19 protein-coding genes are annotated in these 23,629 nt (G+C 45.7%); 8 read left to right on the forward strand and 11 right to left on the reverse strand.

Going from position 1 to position 23,629, the window contains the following annotated elements; all coding sequences use genetic code 11:
• Window positions 1-77 precede the first annotated feature (77 nt).
• Both AC51G0_RS22130 and AC51G0_RS22135 read right to left on the reverse strand, forming a co-directional pair.
• The gene (locus tag AC51G0_RS22130) at window positions 78-608 is read right to left on the reverse strand and encodes a GNAT family N-acetyltransferase (protein ID WP_496303806.1); all 531 of its coding nucleotides are present in this window, start codon (window positions 606-608) and stop codon (window positions 78-80) included.
• A 116-nt stretch (window positions 609-724) separates the two neighbouring features.
• Complete coding sequence (locus tag AC51G0_RS22135) at window positions 725-2,086, reverse strand: DUF3943 domain-containing protein (RefSeq protein WP_496303807.1); 1,362 nt, start codon at window positions 2,084-2,086, stop codon at window positions 725-727.
• A gap of 245 nt (window positions 2,087-2,331) precedes the next feature.
• Between AC51G0_RS22135 and AC51G0_RS22140 the strand changes: the two genes are divergently transcribed.
• Both AC51G0_RS22140 and AC51G0_RS22145 read left to right on the forward strand, forming a co-directional pair.
• Entirely contained in the window at window positions 2,332-3,045 is a 714-nt protein-coding gene (locus tag AC51G0_RS22140; protein WP_496303808.1) for an AraC family transcriptional regulator, read from the forward strand.
• Window positions 3,046-3,159: 114 nt separating this feature from the next.
• Entirely contained in the window at window positions 3,160-4,032 is an 873-nt protein-coding gene (locus AC51G0_RS22145; protein WP_496303809.1) for a DMT family transporter, read from the forward strand.
• A gap of 6 nt (window positions 4,033-4,038) precedes the next feature.
• Here AC51G0_RS22145 and AC51G0_RS22150 read toward each other — a convergent pair whose 3' ends face one another.
• A complete protein-coding gene (locus AC51G0_RS22150) occupies window positions 4,039-6,168 on the reverse strand; it encodes a PAS domain-containing sensor histidine kinase (RefSeq protein ID WP_496304178.1) in 2,130 nt (709 codons plus the stop codon).
• 258 nt (window positions 6,169-6,426) lie between these two features.
• Between AC51G0_RS22150 and AC51G0_RS22155 the strand changes: the two genes are divergently transcribed.
• Window positions 6,427-6,930, forward strand: a complete 504-nt coding sequence (locus AC51G0_RS22155; RefSeq protein ID WP_496303810.1) for a DUF3016 domain-containing protein — start codon at window positions 6,427-6,429, stop codon at window positions 6,928-6,930.
• 56 nt (window positions 6,931-6,986) lie between these two features.
• Here AC51G0_RS22155 and AC51G0_RS22160 read toward each other — a convergent pair whose 3' ends face one another.
• The 4 genes from AC51G0_RS22160 to AC51G0_RS22175 form a co-directional block, all read right to left on the reverse strand.
• On the reverse strand, window positions 6,987-7,862 hold the full coding sequence (locus tag AC51G0_RS22160; RefSeq protein ID WP_496303811.1) for a 6-carboxytetrahydropterin synthase: 876 nt from the start codon (window positions 7,860-7,862) through the stop codon (window positions 6,987-6,989).
• 127 nt (window positions 7,863-7,989) lie between these two features.
• The gene (locus AC51G0_RS22165) at window positions 7,990-8,640 is read right to left on the reverse strand and encodes an outer membrane protein (protein ID WP_496303812.1); all 651 of its coding nucleotides are present in this window, start codon (window positions 8,638-8,640) and stop codon (window positions 7,990-7,992) included.
• Window positions 8,641-8,803: 163 nt separating this feature from the next.
• The gene (locus tag AC51G0_RS22170; RefSeq protein ID WP_496303813.1) at window positions 8,804-9,184 is read right to left on the reverse strand and encodes a SpoIIAA family protein; all 381 of its coding nucleotides are present in this window, start codon (window positions 9,182-9,184) and stop codon (window positions 8,804-8,806) included.
• Window positions 9,185-9,418: 234 nt separating this feature from the next.
• Window positions 9,419-10,300, reverse strand: a complete 882-nt coding sequence (locus tag AC51G0_RS22175; protein WP_496303815.1) for an AEC family transporter — start codon at window positions 10,298-10,300, stop codon at window positions 9,419-9,421.
• A gap of 256 nt (window positions 10,301-10,556) precedes the next feature.
• Here AC51G0_RS22175 and AC51G0_RS22180 point away from each other — a divergent pair, with 256 nt between their 5' ends.
• Window positions 10,557-11,363 (forward strand): cyclase family protein, encoded by an 807-nt coding sequence (locus AC51G0_RS22180; protein ID WP_496303817.1) that lies wholly within the window; start codon window positions 10,557-10,559, stop codon window positions 11,361-11,363.
• Window positions 11,364-11,901: 538 nt separating this feature from the next.
• Window positions 11,902-12,261 (forward strand): phasin-related domain-containing protein, encoded by a 360-nt coding sequence (locus tag AC51G0_RS22185; protein ID WP_496303818.1) that lies wholly within the window; start codon window positions 11,902-11,904, stop codon window positions 12,259-12,261.
• Window positions 12,262-12,381: 120 nt separating this feature from the next.
• On the opposite strand, the gene AC51G0_RS22190 is transcribed toward AC51G0_RS22185, so the two are convergent.
• Entirely contained in the window at window positions 12,382-13,941 is a 1,560-nt protein-coding gene (locus tag AC51G0_RS22190) for a long-chain-fatty-acid--CoA ligase (protein WP_496303819.1), read from the reverse strand.
• A gap of 253 nt (window positions 13,942-14,194) precedes the next feature.
• Window positions 14,195-16,438, reverse strand: coding sequence for a patatin-like phospholipase family protein (locus AC51G0_RS22195; RefSeq protein WP_496303820.1), 2,244 nt, complete (start codon window positions 16,436-16,438; stop codon window positions 14,195-14,197).
• 497 nt (window positions 16,439-16,935) lie between these two features.
• Here AC51G0_RS22195 and AC51G0_RS22200 point away from each other — a divergent pair, with 497 nt between their 5' ends.
• From AC51G0_RS22200 to AC51G0_RS22210, 3 genes are all read left to right on the forward strand, one after another.
• Complete coding sequence (locus AC51G0_RS22200; RefSeq protein WP_496304179.1) at window positions 16,936-18,879, forward strand: alkyl/aryl-sulfatase; 1,944 nt, start codon at window positions 16,936-16,938, stop codon at window positions 18,877-18,879.
• Window positions 18,880-19,104: 225 nt separating this feature from the next.
• The gene (locus AC51G0_RS22205) at window positions 19,105-20,091 is read left to right on the forward strand and encodes a phospholipase A (protein WP_496303821.1); all 987 of its coding nucleotides are present in this window, start codon (window positions 19,105-19,107) and stop codon (window positions 20,089-20,091) included.
• A gap of 641 nt (window positions 20,092-20,732) precedes the next feature.
• A complete protein-coding gene (locus tag AC51G0_RS22210; protein ID WP_496303822.1) occupies window positions 20,733-21,359 on the forward strand; it encodes a helix-turn-helix transcriptional regulator in 627 nt (208 codons plus the stop codon).
• A 78-nt stretch (window positions 21,360-21,437) separates the two neighbouring features.
• Here the strand turns inward: AC51G0_RS22210 and AC51G0_RS22215 are convergent, their stop codons facing one another.
• Both AC51G0_RS22215 and AC51G0_RS22220 read right to left on the reverse strand, forming a co-directional pair.
• On the reverse strand, window positions 21,438-22,562 hold the full coding sequence (locus AC51G0_RS22215) for an aminotransferase (RefSeq protein ID WP_496303823.1): 1,125 nt from the start codon (window positions 22,560-22,562) through the stop codon (window positions 21,438-21,440).
• A 40-nt stretch (window positions 22,563-22,602) separates the two neighbouring features.
• Window positions 22,603-23,586 carry an ornithine cyclodeaminase family protein gene (locus tag AC51G0_RS22220; RefSeq protein WP_496303824.1) on the reverse strand — a complete coding sequence of 328 codons (984 nt, stop codon included), beginning with the start codon at window positions 23,584-23,586 and terminating at the stop codon, window positions 22,603-22,605.
• Window positions 23,587-23,629: the final 43 nt, after the last annotated feature.

Raw genomic sequence — 23,629 nt, forward strand, 5'->3', positions numbered from 1 at the left:
GTGAATTTGTCGAGATCTAACAGTTAGCGACGATCAGTAACTTATTAAAGGCAGGGCATCAAAACTCTTTATCACCATTAAATTACTTTATAGCTAAAGGTATATATGAGATCAGCATAGCGCTTTTGCCTGATTTCATAGGCATCAGGATATCGTTGACTAAAAACAAACCCACACTTCTCTAGCACTCTGCATGAGGCATCATTACCCTCAGTTACCGTCGCGGTTAAGCACGACAAATGCAGCTCGTGGATTGCGAAATGCAGCAAACCTTGCAATGATTCTGTCCCGTAGCCTTTACCATGATGCTCGGGTAATAGCAGATAGCCAACTTCGGCATTGCTTCGATTGTTCTCGTCGACAATAAACCCTGTAACGCCTACTGGTGCGTTTGTTTCATTATCAATAATAACCAGGCAAAGCCAGTGGTCTGAGGTTGACGTCCACTCAGGTAATCGACTATTGAACCGAGTTCTTATCTCATCTACAGCTGGCTCATCAAATGCCAGTTCTATAACTTTCGGCTCTTGGTGTAACTGACAAAACAAAGGCCAATCCGCCTCGGTTATCTGTCGCATCACCAACCTTGGTGTTTTTAGGCTAATCACCTTACTTTTCCTTAGCTTATATTCAATCTACATACAGAGAGGTTAAGCCTTGACACTACACACCTTGGCCAGGGTTGTCGATCCCTGAGGTAAATAATAATTTGTATTATTTTCAGTTACCGCTCTCCTCGACCAAACCGATAGACTAACTGGCCAGAAAATTGATCATCATTCGTTGAACGGCTGGTACTGTGATAATGATACCAATCGGCAAGTACAGCCCAATTGGGGCTGAACTGATAATGAAGCCCAAGACCGCCGTTGATCTGAAAGACTTTACTATCGCGTACTTTGTCTAGCTGAGTCTCTCCTATTCCAAGGTTGATATAAGGCCGTAGCTCCTCCTCACTATTAAAGTAGTACTGAAAATCAAAGCTGTAGTTTTCATAAGTCACATCTGTATTAGTATTCACTTCTTCCGTATCGATACGGGTATAGTTCAAACGGGATGAGAATTGCGGAGTAAAATACACACCAAGGCTAATTGTCGGTGCCCAGCTATTTTCAAGTTGCCAAGCATCATCGAGGGCCAAATATCGGCCACCAAGTGATATACCAACAGTACCAAAATCGACAGGATCACTGGATACTGACATATTTGCGTAACTGCGACGACGTTTTACCGCCGGGCTGGTCTCGCCTTCTCCAATGGTATAATTCAGGTTGAGCTTAAACTGGGTATCCACTTCTCCATTAGGCAGTTGAACATCCTGAAAGCCAACATAACCAGTACCGGCCTTGATGACATCCCGGCCAAAGAAGTTATTTATACCACGGCCAATAGTATCTACCGGATCCAAGAAAAATAATGCGGTATCACCGACTGCCGAAGACCCCCAAACTTTACCGCCGCGCTGAATAATTTCCCGCTCTTTGTTAAACGCCCACTCACCGTATACCCACCCTAGCACTGGCGTAACCACCAAATCCTGAATTGCAGGCGCTTCTGCAAATGCTTCGAGTCCATACTCCCAATAAAACGTCGACATCAGAAAAGAGTATACAAAGGCATCCCACTGGCGATAGCCAGACTTTCTGGCGACCTGATAATAGACACCACCAAAATAAGGGTGCCCTATATAGTTGATATACCAGACATCTCGATCCCAAACCGGTCCGTCACGGACATTGTTCCACCATTTTTCCAGCAGGCGCTCACTACTATCATCCCAATTCGAAATCTCTTCGGGTAGCAAGGCAATAACCCCAGCCACACCGACCCCGTACCATGCCATCGATTTGGTTTGAGACCACAGACGCTCCTTGTCTTCTCCGTTTGGCGCAGAGAAAAGCGAGACTGAGTACGGCGAATCATACACGTCATCTGGCTTAAGCTGATCTTCCCAGCTTGTATTGCTATAGGGCGAAGAAGACACGGCTTCACTTTCGCCCCCGAATACCGGACTAGCTGTAAGCAAGACTAAGAACAACAGGAGGGGATATGATGACACTGCATAAGCTAACCGTCTCCGGCTCATCGATAACAACCTCATAAAAACAAAGTTGGATATTGATTTGTGAATTTTTAAGCTGTTAATTCAAAAAGCAATCTTGTCAGTATAGTTCAAGGCGATTTGTTCATTTCAAACAAGGAGGATATATTTGTGTAAGCTCTAATTATTGCGAATAACAATGCTATTAGTGCTGAACAACAATAATTACTACGACATGAGGGCTCGAGACGTAATAACTCATAGGGTCTTCCACTCCAGAGGAGCAACTATTGACCGCACATGATCGCCTTTCCATCCGTTCCTATACCAGCCAGATGCGGAGCCATTTCCATCAGTACCACCAGCTCGTATTGCCCCTGCATGGTTCTATCGATATTAAGGTGGGAGAGTACACAGGCAAAGTGAGTTTAGGGGATTGTGTCGTTATCAAAGCCGGACAGAGGCATGATTTTCGAGCCGACGAAGCCGCGCGCTTTATTGTCGCCGATTTGGATCAATTACCAAGCAATGTCATGTCTTCATCAGCGATAAAGTTTTCTATCAGTACGCCTTTGCTGGCCTATATTCAGTTCATTGGCAAACAGCTGGAATCCCAGGTTCATCAGGCTTTAGAATCAATGACATTCGAGTTATTTTACCAGCTCATCGCACAGCAAACCTGCAGCTCAAAAGTTGATCCCCGTATTGAACGTGTGATTGAAGTGATCCAGCAAGATCTCAGTCGCTCATATTCCCTTGATGAACTTGCCCAAATCGCATGCCTGAGCACAACCCAATATAAAAAAGTCTTTAAGCAGAGCATGGCGATGACAACGCAAAAATACCTCACTCAACTTCGGATGGAAAAAGCAAAGGCATTGCTTACCCATACCGACCTTCCCATTCGCCTCATAGCTGAGCAGGTTGGTTACAGTGATTTATCAGCATTCAGCCGACGATTCTCAGATTATTTTGGTCAGTCACCTACCGCTTTTTCCAAATAAAACGGCAATGACAACTCCAGCTTTTTAGCCAACAAAAGCGTCCTCCCAGCACACTCCTTCAAGGTTACTCCGGCTATTCTCTCTGTCATCCATACTGATTGAGGAAGCAATATCATGGCAACACTCTACGGTGTTACAGCTGTTATCTTATGGGGCTTACTCGCCCTCTTGGGTACAATGACAACCAAAATACCGGCATTTCAGTTACTGTCACTGTGCTTTTGTATTTCGGCACTCATAATGGTGGCAAAACGCATCCTCACCAAGAAACCCGTATTGACCAAACCATCTCTAACGCCGACGCAGTGGCTTTTGGGCATAGCTGGATTATTTGGTTTCCATTTTTGCTACTTCATTGCCCTGAAGTATGCACCGGCGATTGAGATCAGCCTGATTGTTTACTTCTGGCCCTTGTTGCTTGCTGTTTTTGTTGCGACAAAGCAAACCCTTGTTCGGGCTTTGTTCGGAGGCTGCCTCGGTTTTGTCGGCATCGCGTTCATCATCATCGGTGACGGCAGCCTCGCATTGAACCAAGCTCATATCACCGGTTATGTGCTCGCAATCGCCTGTGCAATGATCTGGTCGAGCTATTCCTGGTACTTGTCCAACTCAAACAATAAAGTCGACGATATTGGCTGGTTATCTGCAGCCGTAGCCCTGCTTTCTCTGGTGGCTCACCTGCAATTGGAGACTAGCAACTGGAACTTCAGCTCCAGTGAATGGCTCGGTATTGTACTACTCGGCCTAGGGCCGGTGGGCGGATCATTCTACCTATGGGATATCGGCCTGAAGCACGGAAATAAACAGTTGCTGGCTTCCTTGAGCTTCAGTGCGCCCCTGATCTCGTCGGTTGCCCTATCGCTTGCAGGTGTAAACAGCTGGTCTTTCAATATCGTGCTTGCCCTAGGCTTCATCCTTGCTGGCGCTGTGGTATCCAATATGAAGCCAAGGCAAACTAAGGCAATACAGATAAAAGCGAGTACATAAGTCACATCACCGATTATCGGTTACCTCATCAACAGCCCTTAACGATTGTTCATGCTCAAAGCCATGGGTGGCACTTTGCAACGTCACTGTGAACGTCATTCCTGCCACCCGGTTTCCATGATTATCGAGGTTATTGGCGGCAATGATCGTTCCTTGCATGTCCCGGACGCTATTGGCGGTAATTGATAGTCCCAGCCCAAGTCCTTCACCCATTTTTTTACTGGTCTGGAAAGGCTCAAACATATTCGCCAGCATAGGATCACTCACACCAGGCCCATTGTCGATCACCTGGATGATGATGCTATCGTCCTGCTCAGAGGCCGTAATAGTTAAACAAGGTTGATAAGTTTGGCTCATCGCATCAAGTGCATTGGTGATCAAGTTACCGACAACCTGCATCAGGCGTTGTGGCTCACCGAGTACCTCCGGTAAATTAGCGGGGACTCGGATCCGTACATCAACATGATTCAAGCGCTGCTGATGAATACGTAAAATTTGCTGCAAGGTGTCTGGAAATGATGTCGCTCTTAGCTGTTCAGGGCGATTAAAAGCAAACGTCTTGAGTTGTGAAGTCATGTTCGCCATCCGTTCCACCAGCGTATCAACGAGCTTCATATTAGCCAGCAACATCTTGGTTTCACCGCGCTCTATCAGAAGTTGATTGCTGGAAAGCAAAGTCCGCAGCCCAGTCAGAGGCTGGTTAAGCTCATGGGTGATCGCACTCGACATTCTTCCCAGTGCCGCCATTTTACTGCTCTGAACCAACTCCTCCTGGGCAGAATGTAGCTCAGCGGTTCTATCCTGAACCCGCAGTTCCAACTGCTCATTGACTGCACGCAGTGCATTTTCGGCTTTTTTACGCTTGCTGATATCAATGGCGGTGATCAAAAAATGCTTTTCGCCATGCCAGGGCAATGACGTTATCGAAAACAACACCGGGAAGCGCGAACCGTCGCTGCGCTGGGCCATCACCTCAACACCGGTGATTTCCCCCCATTCATGGTGGTTAGCGAGGTTTTTCAACAACAACATCACGGTTGAGTTCCCTGCGCTTGTCTCAAATAACTGCCAGGCAAAAATATTTTCGACCATGGACTCCGACAAGTTGAAATAACTCATCGCCGTTGGGTTGATCTCACCAATTTTTCCCTGGCTATCAAGCAGCATCAATCCGACATTGGTTTTACTGAACATGCGCCGCAGCCGGTATTCAGACTCCGTGACCAATTGCTGAAACTGCTGTTGCGAGCGGAGCTTTTGCCGCCGCTCATAAATAAAGAGCCCTAACATGAGCATCGAGACCATCAGTATGGCCGAACTGATACCCAACCAGTAAACAGTTTGAATTTGCTTGTTCAGAGGGGTGAGGTAGTAAATCTTCCACTTAAGATCATCAAGCTGTACATTCTGGACCAGATACTCCTCCTGCCCTAGCCGCCATGTCGACAGTTCAGTTCCACTGTATAGCTGCTTCGACCTTAGCGAATACTGGGCCATTCCCTGTGCCTGGCGATTTAGCCACTCAGCACTGTAACGCTGGCTGCTCGATAGGAAAAACTTCTGTTCTTTATGGCTTATCAAGACCAGTTCATTTTCTGCCAGCCAGGACTCCGTCAAGATACTCAGGTCGACTTTAACCACGGCCATTCCAATCATTCTTGACTTGGCGTACATAGGTGCTGCCAAAAAGTATCTCGCCTTTCCGCCAACAATCTTGCTTACCGTAACAACCTCTCCGCCCTGTTGGAATAACTTGTCAGCTATCGCCTGCCCGTCAGCCTCCTGCCAATTGGCATGCTTACGGCTTGAAGCAATCAACTCGCCCTTAGGCGTAAGGATATACCACCCCTTGGTATTCGATGCTTTGTCCAGCTGCGCCAGGTAAAGGGCAACGTCATCATGCAGGCGTTGCTCTCCTGACAACAGATCCCGGCTCATTTGATGGTCGGCAACCAAGTAAGGCAAGTAATGATAGCGCCTGAGTGCGCGGCGAATATCACCGACATACTTGAGCAGGCGGTCTTCTCCCTGGGCCTGAGCACTTTCAAATAACCATTGGCGACTTATTTCACGGGTAGCATACATCCCCAAAACGATAACTATGCTCACAACCGAAATCGCCAGCAGTAACCTCATTCGTTGCGACAAGACAACTCCTTGCATCCATGCACATTCTGTCTGTTTATCTCAGTCTGCAAGGCGAACCGCCCAAAGTCGAGCTGATGATGCTGTAAGGGAAATCTATATCACTGTAATTTGAGATCCAAGCACATAGACCACATCGTTTGGTAAACTTAAGAATGATATTCAGAAGTCTTTGCTATACAGGTCAAGCCGAATCACCAACTTGAAAACAAGGTACGGCTTTATTCCACCCACCGGAGGCTCTCGCACATGAAACTTCCAACCTGGCTTACTGCCAGTCTTCTCTTGTTCAGTGTTTCTTCCATCGCCGATGAAACGATAGATATTCCACCGGCTTCTGTAACTTGGGTTAGCCCTGATAACTACCGCGATGTCAGATCAACAAGTGGCAGTCAAACGCGCTTCCAACAACGCGTATTTCAGATCCTTAGCGAGTACTTCAGTGACATGGCAAGAATTTACCTCAAGCCAGAACAGACATTGGCCATCAGGGTCAATAACCTGGATTTAGCCGGCGATATTCGTTTCGGCTCTGATAGCGGGCAACAACTGCGGATCCTAACCAGCATTTCAGCCCCATCAATCAGTTTTAGTTACCAGATCCGGCAAGGTGAAACGGCAATTAAATCAGACAAGGTATGGCTGACCGATCTCAATTACCAGGCTAGCGTATTTGGTATGGACAGGAACAAAGCGCTTGCTTACGAAAAACAGCTTATTCATAACTGGGCAAGAAAAGCGTTGAGGAAATAATATGAGTATGGTCAAAAAGCCCTTAGAGAATAAGGGCTTTCGATATGCTATCAGGTTTATTTTGAGGCCATGGCACCTTTGCCAACCCCTTCGTAGGCCACCACATCAAGGGATTTCCCTGTGATCATAGGGCTGACCTGCTCGGCAATATAATGTGCCAGCAACTCTACTGTAGTATCGCTATTGAGTACTTCGGTTTCACTGCGGGCAATCGCCAGCTCAAATTCACCCTGAGGGGCGGTATAGCGGAAACCATAATGGGTTGACTCAGAAACAGTTGCCGCATGCTCACTCAAATTCAGTGCTGACAATGCCACTTCATCTTCGCTACTTCCCAGGTAAATATCTTGCCAGCGCTGTGCCCATTGCTGCTCTAGCTCGGCGTCTCGCTGGCCATCGACATACAGCTCAACAGGTGAACGGTGGCCATGCGCAATGCGCTGGCAGTTACCATCATGCTTTTTAAGGCCGTGGCTGTAATGGTAAAAAGCACCATCGATTTTCTCGTGGCGTAATTTCAGCTCCAGCCCCTGGACATTGGCCGGTAACTTACCATTGAGAACCTGGTACAAATGCTGGGTAACAGACTCAATGGTTACTGCATCATCGTCAATAAAACAATACGCCTGATCCGGGCAGTTCAAATGAATGCTCTTTTCATTACGAAGCAGATCAACGGTCGCGTAACCTGGTTTGCTTTCGGCAACATGAATACGGGAATTCTGAGTCGGCACAATCAGGCGGTGATCGACATACTCATCCACCAGCTGTTTGATTTGCTTTTTAACCCGGCTGAAATCAAGCACCATGCTCATTTCATTCAGCTCACCCGACATCACCACATCGAGGATCCAACTTTCTCCGACCATACCCCGCTTTTCGCATAGGTAAGAGGCATCGATGACGGTAAGATCTCTGACAAATAGCTTCAAACTGAAGTCCTTACTGATAATGGTTGTCGTTAAACTAGCAGGGCATTATACGCAGCTGAAGCCGGTAGTAAACCGATGCATGAAACCACCATCAAACAGATAAGGCGAACAGGGGGATATCTACCCGTTAGAAACGGTAGCTAGCCCCTGCATACAGCGACGACACGCCGTTTTGCTGCGACTCGAAACTCACTGCGCTTCCATCATTATCGGTACCATCCCAAGTTTCAATATCTGTGGGAAGCAACGAATGGCGAAGTCCAAGCTCTAACCCAAACTGTTCAACGACCTTCCAGCTCACCCCAGCCTGCAAACCAAACACAACACCGCTAACATCAAACTTATCCGGGAAAATAGAATCAGCTTCAACAGATGCATAACCTATATGCAACCCGACAAAAGGTCTGACAGAGTTATCATGGCGAAACAGGTAATCAGCACTTAGCAGGTGCATATTGGCTTTCGTTTCATACGTTGGCGTATCTTTGAACATCGTTTCTGATTTATGCTGCTCAAAGCTGTAATACACACGGCTACGACCTCCCGGTGTATACACACCGATATCCAATCCAGCAAAGCCTTCGCTATCTGTTGTTTCCGCTTCCAGCTTTTCGCCACTGCTAAACACGACACGATCAGCATTGCTGATTTGGCTTACCCCGCCTTTCAGGCTAGCAAAATACCTCAGCGGCGATTCAACCTGCCCAATGCCCTCAGCCAAAGCTGTTATCGGTAATAATGCAGACAGTAAAGCCGCCGCCGTTTTATTTATGTCCATTTTCAACCTGTACAATCTTACTTCCGTTCAAAGCACGGAGCTTTAAAAAAAATGGCAGGTTGTTACCCGCCATATTCAACATCTTGTTATGAGTTAGATTGTTTATTTTAATTCAATAGCTATATCAATACTATAGTTGCTGGTGTGAGGATGGCTCTAAATATCACTCTCTTAGCCAAGTCAGAGCATCCAACGATTCCTCAAAGTACCTTACTTCACCAGAAACAAACCAACTCCCCACCTTCGACATCACTTCCTGCCACCGGCTGTTGCCATAAAAAGCCACTTTGTTAAACTTCTTACCGTGCTTTAGGCCAAGCTTCAAATCATCCCAGGCCGCCTGTAACTGCCAGCCCTGAAACTCGGTTCCATCGACGTAGACATTCACAATCGGATTTTCAACATTAACCAAAGCATCCTCGATCATTGGTGTTATTTTTTCGTAGTCAGCATGGGTCAGAGTGCCTATGGCTTTGAATTCCATAAAAACAGTCTCATTCTCTAGCCGCTCGACATCCATAGAGATGCCATGTACGTTACTCATAGTTCCTCCTCAGAGCTTGTCGTCGACAATCAGCTTCCGAGTCAAAAGTATCTTCTGACATATCATTCATTGATATCACTACAGTTTAGCTGGTGATAACCTGTTCAGCGCCTTCTAAGGCAAGTCAATGCACTAGCAGTGCTCTGTTACCAAAGAAAACAGGCGTCACGCTGATATGTACAATAAGCAGATACGCCCTTACATTATGATACTTCCCATTAACCCAATAGCGTTCTAAATTGCTAGCGCTGCCCACAATAAAATAGGCAGTGTAATAATCGCGAAAAAATTACCGAATAACACCATTGACGCCACATTGGTCGGCTCGACGTTGAACCGTTCAGCAAACAGATAGTTCATGACTGCCGGCGGTAGCATGGTAAACAGCACCATCATTTGAAGTTGTTGGTGAGGTAGCGGGATAAAAAAGTAAATCATGGCGAAGGTGATGGCCCCCGTACTGAGGCTGAACAAGGTGGTCATCAGCCCGGTGCGTAAGCCCGCCAAGCGCAGGTTGACCATCTGCGAGCCTAATGACAGCAACATCACCGGGATTGAAGCTTGGCCTAATAGATGGGTAGCTTCGTAAAATGGCTTCCAGATCGGCATATCCAGTAAGTTAACCGCGAGTGCGGCAAGGGTTGCCAGCAACAAAGGTGTTTTTGATAGCTGCTTAATTGACAGGGATTCTTTGTTGCTCAACAGTGCCATGCCGACGGTGATATGTAAGGTGGTCGATACGACAAACAGCAACACGGCGGCGCCCATAGCTGTTTCACCAAAGGTGTAGCTGAACAGCGGAATGGCGAGATTACCGCTGTTACGAAACATCTGTGGCGGAGCCCAGGCTTTAAAGGTTATTTTATTCATTCGGCATAGGGCGATCATCAATAGCCCCGGAAAGATCACGGCACAAACAGCAGCAGTCAGTAAGGAAACCTGAGCGGTGTCGAGTTTCATGGTCACTAACGACGAGAAGATAAGTGCAGGCACGAACACATCCATATTGATGCGGTTGATCGGCTTGAAGTCTGGCTTTAGACGTTTGCTGATCACATAGCCGACAAACACAATCGCAAAAACAGGGAACAGAATACCGATGACTTTCTCAAACACCTTAGCTTCCTTGCTCAGTTATTGGTTCAGGATTATGGGAGTTCTGGTTAAGGTCTCACCATAACGGTTTATCGTACAAACTAAAATCAATAATCCCAAATCACTTTACAATGAGAGTTCAATGTTCCTATTACTCATTAAATGATGCAGATAAGGTAGAGCTTGTATCGTTATCCTGTCACTGAGCCTGCAATTATGGTTCTGTGCTAGGCTTATTTCCATATTCCTTTATAGAACAATATGGGAGAGCAACCCGATGATAAAACGTATAGAGCACATTGCTTTATTATTAATCGGCATCTTTTCATTGGGGATAGCAGCCTCTGATACAAAACCTCAGTGGCCTAGCGGCTCTTGGCTGGATCTCTCTCATGACTTTTCAGAAGACACTATTTACTGGCCCACTGCAGAACATTTTACATTGATAGAGACATACAAAGGTTTCACGGAACGGGGATATTATTATGCGTCTAACGATTATAGTGCCGCTGAACATGGAGGCACCCATATTGACGCTCCCATTCATTTTGCAAAGGGGAAAAGAACAGTCGATACCATTCCTCTTGAACAGTTGATTGGAACGGCTGTGGTCATTGATGTCTCAGCAAAAACACTGAAGGATCCTGACTACCAGGTTGATAAAGTGGATTTCACCGCCTGGGAAGAACAGAATGGCCTTATACCTGATCAGGCAATTGTACTGTTATATACAGGGTTTAGCCGTTACTGGCCTGATGCGGAAAAATACCTGGGTACGGCTGAAAGAGGACAGGCTGCGGTAGCCAAGTTGCATTTTCCAGGGCTACACCCTCAGGCCGCTCAGTGGCTTGTAAAAGAGCGGAACATTAAAGCGATCGGATTGGATACAGCGAGTATCGATTATGGTCAATCGAAAATGTTTGAAAGCCATCAGATTCTTTTTAAAGCCAATATTCCTGTTTTTGAAAACCTTGCAAACTTGGATAAGATATCAAGCACAGAGCTGTTTCTCATCGCTTTACCGATGAAAATAAAAAATGGTAGTGGTGCACCGTTACGTGTAATCGCCTTATTGCCTGATTAATGGGCTCTTTGAATAACCACTCACAACTCTTATCTGGTTTGGCCGATGGTAGCCCCTATAATAGCGATTATAACGGTGATATCGATGTTTATAGTAAGGACGGTGATAGTTATTGCCGATACCGATCACTGCACGTGTATTGCCAGATGAAATCACGAATCGACCTGAAATCGACACTTTATTATGATGCGACGAGCTAAATACGATCCCAATATGGCTGCCATAATGATGGTATTGATGGTGAGGACCTCGCCCGGCATCGGCGACAGTCGAAAAGGTTAGTATCAAAGGTAAAATCAGAAGGTATAGCGCTTTCATCACGGCTACCTGCAGAATTTTAGTTGCACACTTTAAGTGTATACCAACCTACAACGCCGGCGTTGCAACCGATTTGTTGTGGTGAGCAGCTTCTGATACTCGATACGCCATTCATAGTAAGCAATTTTAGTGAGAACACTCTAATTGATATCCCTATGCTAGTAATAAGCAGCCAGTGATGACCCCTGGCTTACCGTCAATTTTTATAGATGAGGGCAGAATGATGGATATCTTTAAACAAGCATCGGAAGAGTCCGGTAAAGAGAAGAAACTATATAGCATCTGGTTGGCGGGATTAGGCGCATACTCGAAGGGTGAGGAGGAGATCAGCCAGCTATCAACGAAAAGTAAGAGTGTCTATACGGAGTTGGTCGATCATGGCCGCGCCGTTGAATCTGAGATGAAAGAACGTATACATACTACCCGTATCCATACCTCGGTTGTGATTGAAGAACGTGCCCATCAAGTGATGCAAAAATTGGTGGGAATAGATAATGAGCGCATTGATCGCATCGATGACAAGCTTGATCAGTTGACGCTAAACATTGAAGCCTTAATCGAACGCCAGCAAGAGAAGTAAAGCCTGCCGTAAACGCAAGGGAGTATCTTGGCCGCTGGAGCGATATTGTCACCAAACCCGCCAAGTGGCGAGTTTGGTGATAGAAGTTGTTGCAAGTGATGAAGATTAAAGCTCAGGCCACTATAGCTCTTCAGCCGACATAGCCTTTCGAACTTCGGCCTTAAGATCTTTTTTCAGGATCTTTCCGGTTGCACTCATCGGCAGCTGCTGGCGGATCTCCACGCTCCTAGGATATTTAAATGCAGCAAACTGGGCCTTGCTCCACTCATAGAGTGACTCTTCATCAGCATCAGCTCCCTCTTTCAGTACCACATAGGCCTTAATTTCCTCGCCATATTCCTGATCTGGAATACCAATCACCGCCACCATAGCCACAGCCGGATGAGTCATGAAGACTTCTTCGATTTCACGCGGGTAAACGTTAAAACCACCGCGAATAATCAAATCTTTTACCCGATCAATAATGTATAAATTCCCCTTCTCATCAAACCGGCCGATATCACCGGTATAGAACCAGCCATCTCGAAGTGCATTCTCATTTTCTTCCGGCCGGTTAAGATACCCCTTCATGACATTATGGCCACGGATAATGACTTCGCCCTCTTGCCCTTTTGCTACCTGGTTACCCTGAACATCTGCTAGGCGAATTTCTACCCCCTGGATAGGTTGCCCTACCGAACCCGGGATCCGCGCCTGATCCAAGTGATTAAAGCAGGCAACAGGGCTGGTTTCAGACAATCCATACCCTTCCAAAATCGGCACATTGAATTTTTCTTCAAAAACATGAATCACTTCTGTCGGCATCGATGAGCCACCGCTGATCGCAAGGCGTAGCGAAGAAACATCCAACTCGTTCGGGCTGTGATTAAGTGCAATGTACATAGTCGGCACCCCAGCAAACACGGTAACCTTGTGCTTGGCTATCAGCTCAAATACCACAGCAGGTTCAAATCTAGGAACCAGTACCATGGTCGCCCCGGCAAACACTGAAGCATTCATGTTAACCGTTTGCCCAAAAGAGTGGAAAAGGGGTAGTGTTACCAGCTGAACATCGTCAGCCTGTCCAGCCATCAGGTTCTCGGAGGCCAAAGCATTGCATACCATATTACTTTGGGTCAGCTCTGCCCCTTTGGGCAGGCCTGTTGTCCCCGAGGTATACAAGATAACGGCGGTATCATCAGCCTTACGCGATACGTAATCACAGCTTGGTTCTTGTTCATGAATAAAAGCAGAAAACGAAGGCTGGCCATTAAATGACAGCTGTTGTTGGTCTGCCGTCATCACTACCATATTTTCACAATGCTCAACCTGGTCAAACGCGGCAATGCCTGCGCTAGCCATAGGAAGCACATCAGTGCCCTCAAAGCAGAAGAAAAACTTCGCCTGAGAATCTTCCAAGTGATATTTAATTTCACGCTCTTTTAACAGAACATTGAGCGGCACCACAACCGCACCGGCTTTCTGGATACCGTAATAAATCACAGGAAAAAAAGGCAAGTTCGGGCAGCTCAATGCAACCCTGTCACCAGGTTCAATGCCTTTGGTAATCAGACCGTTCGCCACCTTACTGGCAAGGACATCAAACTCGGCATAGGTGATTTGGGTATCACCACAAATAATCGCAACTTTATCAGGTTTACAACTGGCATTTCTTTGCAGGGCAGCAGCTAGACTCATCATAGATGGCTTCACCTTGTTATTAGTTGATTATCTTCCTTGGCAGCTAAATACCTGAACTGGAACTGATATCTTGCAGCCTCGATTCAACCTTATAACTAGATAACCCCCAATCAATTGTCAATAAACAGCTATTTAAATGTTAACTTTATGTGATCGCGATTGAGCGATGGTTATGACGTCCTACAACTAAATACAAATATTCGAAGTACCGATATAGAAAATGTGCTCATTGTTTGCCGGATCTTTCACTGCGTCATAATCGGCTACCAAATAGAAAATACAGTGATCCATTGTCATTTTCCGCTTTCCCGTATGCCAATACAGCAGGCCCTATTAAGGTATCAATAGCAACATACAAGCTACCGGCTGTTACCGTTGAATTCCAACTAATGTCATCTTCATCCATCCATACTCCACCACGCTCAACCGAGCCACCTAGATATAACGGTGCCGAAAACAATTCAAAGTCCAGATCCTTGATATGGTAGCGATAGATCAGCGTGCCGAGCGCGCTATAGTTCCCAGTAAAATAAAAACGAGTAAAACCAGAAAGGTTGAAAAGGCCACCAAGGCTTTGTGGTGATACGGGGTAAAACGCATTCGATTCTGCTCCTGACGCTCTCAGACCTGCAATAAACGTATGGTCATCGAAAGTGAAGGGCTTAAGCAATATTGAGTCCATATACGGCACAGATTCAGAGACATCACTGCCACCTTCAAGCTCCGAATCAGAATATCGATAGCCTAGCTGCAAATCCAACAAGGCTCCGGTGCTAGGGAAAAAAAAGTTATCGAGGCTATCGAAGTTAAACTCTCCGTAACCACTTATGCTCTTTACATCTTGCTCGGGGGCTGCGGAAAATTCACCCTGTATATCTTTCAAGTTGGTATCAAGGCCAATAGAAAACCGGCTATCTCGATGAATATTCCAGCCCAATTGGGAAAATAGGCTTAGTGATTTATACTTCACTTCACTTTGGTCGGCAGCGAAGCGCTCTACATTGTGAAATTCTCGAACTTCCTGCTGCCAACCAGCCCCCACACTGGCAAAATACTTCTGCTGAAAGTCCAGTGGCAAGTACAGCTCGCTCGATAACTTATCCTGAGCACCTAACAATACTTTTGATTTCCATTCACCACCTTTCTGGGTGATGTTTGTCAATGTATATTCTGCCCCGGCGATATAATTCGGACGGTCTTCTCCATCTCTCTCAATGGATAATTTTAAATTGAGATAACCGGGTCCCCATGATTTCTCAACAACCCTAATTGACAACTTTTCACCGTCTTCTTCAAGTTCATAGGTAATCTTTTCAAAAATTCCCTTGGCAAAAAGCCTGTCAATCGCCAGCTCTAAATCTTCTACACTATATTCATGCTCGGGCTCCAGGGATAACCACTGATAAAGGGAGTTATCACTTAGCGTGGTGCGATTAATAATCTTGATATCGGAAAAGGAGTAAGTTGACGGAAGCCAGCTGTGGCTGCTTTTCCCCGCCATATAGCGTGTATATTCTTCTTTATTTATCTGATAGCGCCGTAACTGAGGAAGCATAGCCAATGCCGCTTTTCGCCCGCTTCGGTAAGCCTGGTGCATTTGGTCAAAGTCTGTGGCAACCATAAATGAGACATCAGGTACGATATAAATATCTTTCTCTAAATCAAGCAACGCAATTTGCTCATTACTACCTGAATTCGTCATATAAGTCGTAAGCTGATTGACAACTTTAATGGCAGAGTTCAGCTCCTCCAGCACAAGCATGGGATCTCTTAGATCCACTGCAATCACCACATCAGCCCCCAACGCTTTTGCTTGGTCAACGGGCATGTTATTGACAATGCCACCATCGACGAGAAGCCGCCCGTCTTTATGTACCGGCCTTAATGCCCCAGGAACAGACATCGAGGCCTGCATCGCCTGAACTAAGTTCCCCTTATCAAGCACAACCGGCTCAATTTTTTCCAAATCCGTCGCAACAGCCCGGTAAGGAATAGCAAGCTGGTCGAAGCTATCAAAGTTTGATGGATTTCCAGTGGCCTTTCGCAGCATACTCGCCATTTCCTGGCCCAGAACCAACCCAGGTTGAGGCCTAATTTTGCCGCCAGGTGTTAATCCAATATCGGTATACAGCTGAAATTCATCGGTTCTTTTTTTCTCCCTAAGCTGTAACTCCTTGCGTGTCAATCGATCGAAATAGCCATCATGCCAGTTGATATCAAATGTTCGGCGCTTTATTTCCCCGGCACTAAAACCCAGTGCCAGCATCCCGCCAACATAAGAACCCATACTGGTTCCTGTCACTATATGTACTGGAATTCTGTTTTCTTCCAGCACTTCCAGCACACCGATATGCGCAGCACCTTTTGCGCCTCCACCGCTAAGCACCAGGCCAACCCTAGGGGGCGCATCAGCTGCGAGTATTGGTAGCGATATCACGGGTACAACAGCAAACAGTATTAGCAAAATAGCGGCAGAGCACTTCATTATGCTTTTCATGCTAGTATGCCCCTTTCGCCATTACTTACTCATGAAAACATATAACACACATCCAAAATGACATTCTCCGAAACGATAATTTCCACGACAATAAAACCATATGATGCAAATGGGTATTAAGTAGAGCTGGTGATAGCCTATAATATTGAGGTTCCAATATTCCCAAATCATAAATTAACTATTTAAATTAGCTCAACAATGTTGAAAGCCTTATTGAAATTTACTCATATATAATATGATTTCACACTAGTTGAATTAGAACTTAATCTATAGTTCATAGTTAAACCTATTTTAATCTTTCAGACTTAATTATCATTTTCAACACACAACTTTCTCAACTTTAATAAAGACCATAATCAAACACCTATTATCAAAAATCCCATAAAACCTTCCACTACGCTAAGAAGATTAAACTTTATAGGTATTGATATACAGTGAGAGCAATTATGTATAATCACATTACTTCCTCGTCGTTATGTCTGTTTGTCACACTAGGAATGACAGCCCATGCGTTAGCATCATCACACCAGGAAATTAGTAATAAAGTAAAACCTGCAAGCCAGTTTACGATACAGTCAAACAACGAGTTATCCAAATATCTGGATTTTCAAAATAAAGATGACTTTGAGGCTGCAACTAAAGGATTTATCGCCACCTGGCCTGAAAAAAATATCAAAGATGAATCAGGCAATGTGGTGTGGGATTTCAGCACGTTTGATTTCCTAAATACAGAAGAAGACATCGATACCATTAATCCTTCACTACTTCGTATGGCGCGTCTCAATAACAAACATGGACTATTCAAAATCACAGATGGCGTCTACCAAGTTCGCGGCTTCGATCTGTCTGTCATGTCATTTATGAGAGGCGAAGATGGCTGGATAGTGATAGATCCGCTAATCTCCGAATCTACCGCTAAAGCTGGTTTAACGTTGCTATTAGACCAGGTGGAAAACCTACCGGTTACAGCCGTCATTTTTACTCACTCACACATCGACCATTTTGGCGGGATCTGGGGAGTAACCACTAAAGAAGATATCGACAACGACAAAGTCGAAATTATCGCTCCCGACGGCTTCTTTGAACACTCCGTTTCCGAAAATGTTCTGGCAGGCAGTATCATGAGCCGACGTGCTGGATACATGTACGGCAACATGGTTGAAGCGGGTCCAAGCGGCAAAGTTGATGGTGGATTGGGGAAAACCACATCCACCGGCAAACCAGGTATTGCTAAAGAAACGCTTGAAGTGTTGGAAACAGGCGAAAAGCACACCATTGATGGCATTGAAATAGAGTTCCAAATGGCTAACGGCTCTGAGGCTCCTTCAGAGTTCATATTTTATTTTCCTAAATACCGTACCCTGATGGCAGCAGAGGTTATGACCCGCACAATTCATAATATCTCGACCCTCAGGGGGGCACGTACCCGTGATGCCAATGCCTGGGCGGCATATGTCGATGAGTCAATTGATCTGTATGCGGCAAAGTCTGATGTCATGATCGCTTCGCACCACTGGCCAACCTGGGGAACCGAGGAAATAATCGAGCAACTCGAAAAAACACGGGACATGTATAAGTTCGTTCACGACCAGACCCTCCGACTGGCCAACCATGGCTATACACCCAACGAAATTTCAGCAGCCATCACCCTGCCGGACTCACTGGGTAAAGAGTGGTATAACAGGGGCTATTACGGTACGGTCTCGCACAATTCACGGGCCACCTACGACTTCTATTTTGGCGCGTGGTGGGATGGTAATCCAGCCAACCTCAACCCGTTAACACCGACAGAAGAAGGAAAAAAATATGTTGAAGCCCTTGGTGGTGAAGACAAAATCATAGAGTTAGCCCAAAAAGCAATCTCAAAGGGGGAGTACCGTTGGGCTGTCACACTGCTGAACAATGTTACCTTCGCCAACCCAAAAAATATGACCGCGCGATTCCTAGAAGCGGATGCAATGGAACAGCTAGGCTATCAAGCCGAATCCGGCCCATGGCGAAACTACTATCTGGTCGGTGCGAAAGAGTTGCGCGAAGGCTTCAAACCAGCACCGACTCCTGATACAACAGCCATCGCATCAAATATGCCAATCTACTCAGCATTAGAATCCTTGGCCGTTAAGGTCAACCCTGAACGGGCAGACGGCATGAACACCATTGTGAACATTGAAGTCTCTGGTGATAAAAATGTACAGAGTGGTAAATATGCCTTGAGGCTTTCAAATTCTGTCTTGAAAACTTACAGCGATAGGCACTTTGACAACCCGACGATTACAGTAAGCTTTTCTCACGATAGCTTTGTCAAATTGGTGACCAATCAGCTCTCGCTGAAAGAGGCCATGACTCAAGGTGAATTTAAAGTATCCAAGCCAGATGACTTTAAAGCATTTATGGCCACTTTTGACACATTTGAGCCTGGATTCGGAATTGTTACGCCATAAGTGATCCAGATGACCTCGGTGCCCGTATCTTTCATACAATACGGGTATTGAGCCATGAAAAGACAAACAATTGATCACACATTAAACGCCTAGAGCTGTAATGAGTATATAGGTGATAAAATCATTAATGTTTACTGTAATAAATTACTTACGCGAAAACCAATATAACAACTAACAAGTTTTGGCTAGCTAATATCAAACCTTGGTAATGTAAACAGGTGAATTATGCTAAGAAATATTATACTCGGTTTGATGGCCTTATATTCGTTAAATGGTTTAGCCCAGTCAAACTGTGCAGAGATTACAACAGATCGCCAGCGGCTAGAATGTTATGATCAGCTTTCCAGTGGATACCAAGAATCATTCGCTGAATCCGAACAAATAAGTTCTTCTCACCAGATAACGGCAACATTTGACCTCGATACCATGAATAGCCGTGATATCGTCCGCTATTTTGATAACAGGAAAATATTCCAACTGTCACCTCACTACCCCAACTATATCCTGCCATTATCATATAACGCCAAGCCCAATGAAGAAGCATTCGAGCAGCTCAAACCCGGCGCCAAGCTAGACAGGTTCGAAGTGAAATTTCAGATCAGCGGTAAGTTCAAGCTACTTGATGATATATACAGTGATAACTGGGACTTATGGGTTGGCTATACTCAAACAGCATGGTGGCAACTGTATAACTCTGATGAATCAGCACCTTTCAGGGAAACCAATTACAGCCCTGAAATTTTTTCTACCTACTATTCAGATGTGAATGTTTTTGGGCTTAATTTACTCCAAACTGATATTGGCCTTATCCATCAATCCAATGGGCGTTCTGAGTTGCTTTCACGAAGCTGGAACCGGCTATATGCAAACTTTCAACTAGCCAGAGGTGATTTTTTGCTCTCCATTCAACCCTGGTACCGGCTCCCAGAAAGTGAGGACGACGATGACAACCCAAACATTGAAAGGTACATGGGTTATGGGAGTTATAGGTTGACATATAAAGATGAAGGAACGCTGTACAGTATTTTACTACGTAACAACCTAAAGTTTGACGATAACAAAGGTGGCGTTGAATTACATTGGGCTTTCCCCTTTTATGACATAGTGAAACTATATTTTCAATATTACAATGGCTATGGTGAAAGCCTTATCGACTATGACCATTATGTAAACCGCATTAGCTTAGGTATTTTAATTTATGACTGGTTATAACGTTCGTCAATAAATGAGTCACACATAAAATTTATTAAATGACAAATTATTAAGATTGTTCCTGCTATTTGACTAACGTCTCATCGATAGAAAAGCATGGAACCAATCTTGCCAGTTGATGCCGAGTGCTAGGCACTTGATTTCTTCCAGCCCACAGCAAATATAGGCAATATGATGAGAATAGCGCTGTGCTTGAAGTGAGTAATACTATGGCTCAAATCACCTCGTTGGCATCATGACCAATAATATATCCCCTACTATTTTGTGAATCTTAAGTCTTTCTTAAGATTACTATGAAATCATAACGCTTGTAGTGGACTAACAGGCTGGGCAACGCAAATTGATCTATTTGGGGGGAAAGATTGGCTAGAGGATGCTCATGAGGCAATGGCAAACTTAACTATGTTGGCTACCGTCATCCACATCAGTGCTGTGGTCTTTATGACCTATTGGACCAAACATAATTACCTGCGTGGCATGTTGTTTAAGTCTGATGGTCAATAATAAAGGCACCACTGGCAAACGCGAGTGGTGTCTTTTAGCAAATCACTCCCCTCTATACAAGAAAGGCTCAGCTCGGTAGTATGCCCATCATTATTTGGGGTTGTTGAGCTTTACCTGTCGGGGAGAAACAGTAATAAATGCAAACTAATGCTGAGTTACTCTTACACCGTTATGCGTCTGTCGCTGACGGCATCGCATTGTTATTTTCTGATTATGTCGAGGTCATTATCCACGATCTGGCAAGCCAGAGTGTAGTATATATCGCCAACAATATTTCTAAGCGAAACATCGGCGATCCGGCCGCTCTGGATGACGTCAATTTCGAGCAGTCGGAAACGGTGATCGGGCCTTACGAAAAGCTCAACTGGGACGGTAAGAAAATTTGTTCAACCAGCGTCGTATTGAGGGATGATCAGAATACGCCCATCGGCATGCTGTGTATTAATATGAGTACGGCCCCGATTGAAGCCGCCCGTGAAGCCTTGGATCTCCTTCTGCCGATGAAAAACCTGATCCCGCAGCCAGAAAAGCTGTTTCATGATGACTGGCAAGAGAAGGTCAACAGCTTTATTCATCTGTGGTTAGCCAATATGAATTTGACTATTCCCACACTTTCCAGAAAAGATAAACGGGTACTGGTAGAAGCATTGTACGAAGAAGGTGCATTCAAGGGTAAAAGCTCAGCCGACTATATCGCGAATGTACTGGGCATGGGCCGGGCGACAGTCTTTAACTATTTACGCGAAATAAAGAATAAGGCATAAAACACGATCGCCCTCAGCCACATCTATGCTTGGCTGAGGGTGTCTTCTCGTTAAATTCACAAGAGTTTGAACTGGGGTTTAAACCTTGAGTTCGGCAAGAAACTCAGAGACTTTCGCCAGACCTTCTTCCAACACCTGCGGGTTATTGGCATAACCGATACGTACATAACCTTCCATTTCCAGCACGCTGCCCGGTGTAAACATGACGCCTTTCGACTCCAGGAGCTTGACGCAGAATTCACGGGAAGGCATATCAAAATCATATTTCAGCAAGGCAATTGTGCCAGACTTGGGTTTGATATAAGAAATTAAAGGCTCATTTGCAACCCAGGCATCCAAAGTCGCGCGATTGGCTTTACAAATCCCGCGACTGCGCTCAAGAATGACATCACGGCACTCCAGCGCAATACTAGCAAAGTGATCATCCAGCATTCCGACACTGATGGTGTTGTAGTCCCGGTGAATACAGACAGCTTGAATCACCTCAAGCGGCCCTGCGATCCAACCAAGCCGCAAGCCTGCCAAAGAGAAAGACTTGGACATGCTACTGGTGCTGATCCCTTTTTCATAGATGTCAGCGACGGAGGCAGTAAAACCGTCACCATCTTCATCAGTTCCCCGGTATACCTCATCACAAAGTAAATAGGCATCACAGGAGCGAGCAATATCGGCAACCTGGTTTAGAAAGGCTTCATCCATCAATGCGCCCGTTGGGTTATTGGGATTATTGATCACAATCAAGCGGGTATTTTCTGTCGCAAGACTTCTCAGCTCATTCAGATCAGGTAAAAACTGGTTTTCTTCCAGGAGCTTGAGCACCTGCACATCGGCACCATAACTCTCCGGAATGGAGTAATGCTGCTGGTAGGTAGGCAGAATCGAAATGACCCGGTCCCCAGGAGCAACCAAGGTTTCGTGAACCAGGGCGTTGGCACCGATGGCACCATGGGTGATCAAAATATTCTCCCGCTGCTGCTCTTGATACATCGCGGTGATGTTATCGCGTAACCGGTCCGATCCTTCAATGGCCCCATAGGTCAGTTTCATCGGCAGCAGCTCTTCAAGAATGCTGTCACGCTTGCCCGACATATCCAGTAACTGTGCGACGGTTAACGATTCAACACAGGTCTCCGCCAGGTTATAACGACACGTATTTTCGTAATCGTTCATCCAAATTTCGACACCAAATTCTTTAATTTGCATAACCTATCCTTATCATCCAATTATCTAGTAAGCTTCGTGATCACTGCTCTTTATTCGCCAGCTGCCATATGCCATAGGCCATAGCGACATCTTCCAGCCCCAGTCCTATCGAGCGGAAAAAAACGGGCTTGTCATAATTAGGCAAGGTGCATCTCCCCGCCTCCAAGTCGACCAAATCACCCAGGATCTGTGACTTGTTCCAATCGTGTTGCGTCACGGCAAGACACATTTCCCCGGCACTATCAGGCGTTGTCTGCTTGTAATCGCAATACACATCAGCATGACAGAGAAGATCAGGTGGTACCTCATGAGCATTAACAGCATTAGTACTGATAGAGGTGATAAGTGCCGATTGCTTGATATCATCTAGCGAGATAACCGGGTGAGCGGAAGATGTGCAGAGCATGATCACATCAGCACCTTCCACACAGCAAGTCACTGAGTCTGCAATATGGATCCGGGAGTCTAATGCTTTCAATTCGGATTGCCGCACTGTGTCGTTGGCCAGCTCAGGGGCATAAAGGGTGATCGTCAGCCACTCACGAAGTCCAATCGCGTGGTGAAGGTGAGCCAGCCCAACGCTTCCTGCGCCAACCAATGCCAGATGGCGGCTTTGTTTCGGGGCCAGATGATTGATCGCCAACGCGGTTGTCCCCGCTGTTCTTTCAACCGTTAGCTGGCCTGCGTCACACCACAATAATGGCAGCCCTGTTCGCATTGACATCAAATTCGTCCATGCCGTGATGATCGGTTGTTCGTCTGTGATCAGATAAGGAGAGAGCTTAGCACCAAAGACGCCCTCTTGAGCCATCACGCCAAGGTAAGTGATGTAGTCCCCCTTGTTGTCAGGAAATGGGGCCAAAGTTTGCGGCGGCTGAATGGCAGTATTCTGTCCCAGAGCTTGGAATAACGATTTCATCAGGTATTGAACATCTAACTGCGGCAACAGAGCACAGACTTCTTTATCATCAAGGATCAATGGCTTAAATACATGACTGGCTGTATCTTTTTGATGGCTTTGCATTCATCTTCTCGCTTACTCGTTACTGGAATACAACCAATATACC

This window comes from Photobacterium sp. HL06, assembly GCF_059552575.1.